Source organism: Candidatus Symbiopectobacterium sp. NZEC135, assembly GCF_025962695.1.
The window spans coordinates 1-1,461 of record NZ_JAGFPF010000430.1; the positions used below are offsets into that span (position 1 = coordinate 1).

Below are 1,461 nucleotides of genomic sequence, written 5' to 3' on the forward strand. Positions count from 1 at the left end.
TTAAGCCGCCAATTCAAAAGCGCGTTCGGTCAATCTCCTCACGCTTATCTGGTTCGACTCCGCCTGCGCACCGCGCGCACCTTGCTTGCCATGGGAAATGAGCCCGCCAAGGTTGCCTCTCTGGTGGGCTTTTCGGATCAAAGTCATATGGGCCGCTGGTTTCAGCGTGCGTATCGGCTTTCTCCGGCCGCTTACCAACGCCAATGCACAAACGTTCTAGACGGAGGTCGCTCCCATCTCCGATGATTGCCAATGAAAGCAATAATCGGAGAGTGATGGCTGATGTTTGATACAAAAATCGTGTTTGTTGTGCGCAATGATTTACCCACTTGGCAGCGGTTAAACGTAGTGGCTTTTCTGGCGACAGGAATCGCCTCGGCTCACCCCGATATTATGGGATCACCTTATGTGGACGCGCAGGGGCACCATTATGGCAATATGTCTGGGCAGCCGATGCTTATTTTTGAAGCCGACCTCAGCGGACTGCAAACGGCGCATCGTAAAGGGCTTGAGCGTGAACTGATACTGATTCCTTACGTACACGCCATGTTCTCGACCGGCCATGACGATGCTAACCGAGCGGTATTTATGGCTGAAGATACTAATAACCTTAATCTTGTTGGCCTTGCAATGCGCGGTCCGAAAAAAACAGTGGATAAGGTAATAAAGGGACTATCGTTGCATCAATAAACCGCGATATATCTGATAAATAGCGGATGCCTCAGTAGTGAGGCACCGCTTTATTTTCTGGTGGTTTATATACAGTTTAATGAAATTCTCTCTCTGCGTTGTCCAAAAATGAGGTGTCATTACCTGAACAGGGTAGCGCCTTATCGTTTTGACACCCAAAGGACTATTATCTAAGCACAAACAGAGAGGAATGATTATGAACAATAACGTTATTGCCATCTCCAGATTCCAGGGAACCATTGAATGGGATAAAGTTAAAGAAGATGGTGTCAGCATGGCGTTTTCTCGCCTGGGAGAAGGTGAGACCTATATTGACCCAACGTTTTCTGAAAATTTCCGAAAATCCAGAGTGGCAGGCATCCCTTCTGGGGCCTGGCATATTTTCCGAGCCAAATCCAGCACGCCAGAAGCACAGGCAAGAACCATAGTAAACACGCTGAAAGAGGCAGGATTTACTAACAAAGATGCTTTTGCCTTTGAAGTCAATAATAAAGCCGGAAGTAACAAGACTGCCACCAAAAATGAAATGGCGAATAACCTCTTTAATCTGATACAGCGTATTATTGATTCAGACCTTCCTATCTGTACCAATAATTTATATATCAAAACCAATATTGACACCTGGAAGAACAGCGTTGCATGGGAATTGCATGATGATTTCTTTCAGAAAATAAAAATTTGGCCGGAACACTGGAGAACGCAACCGGACTATCCTGATACGCTTTACCCTTGGGGCAAAGGAAACTGGAGTTTCTGGGAATACTCATCTCA

General features: G+C 46.2%; 3 protein-coding genes. All 3 read left to right on the forward strand.

The window, feature by feature from the left end:
* Positions 1-246 (forward strand): helix-turn-helix domain-containing protein (locus J5224_RS27570; protein WP_264628322.1); only part of this gene is annotated, 246 nt, incomplete at its 5' end.
* Positions 247-282: 36 nt separating this feature from the next.
* Positions 283-690, forward strand: coding sequence for a DUF2000 domain-containing protein (locus J5224_RS27575; RefSeq protein ID WP_264628323.1), 408 nt, complete (start codon positions 283-285; stop codon positions 688-690).
* A gap of 196 nt (positions 691-886) precedes the next feature.
* A partial coding sequence (locus J5224_RS27580; protein WP_264628324.1) for a GH25 family lysozyme occupies positions 887-1,461 on the forward strand: 575 nt, incomplete at its 3' end.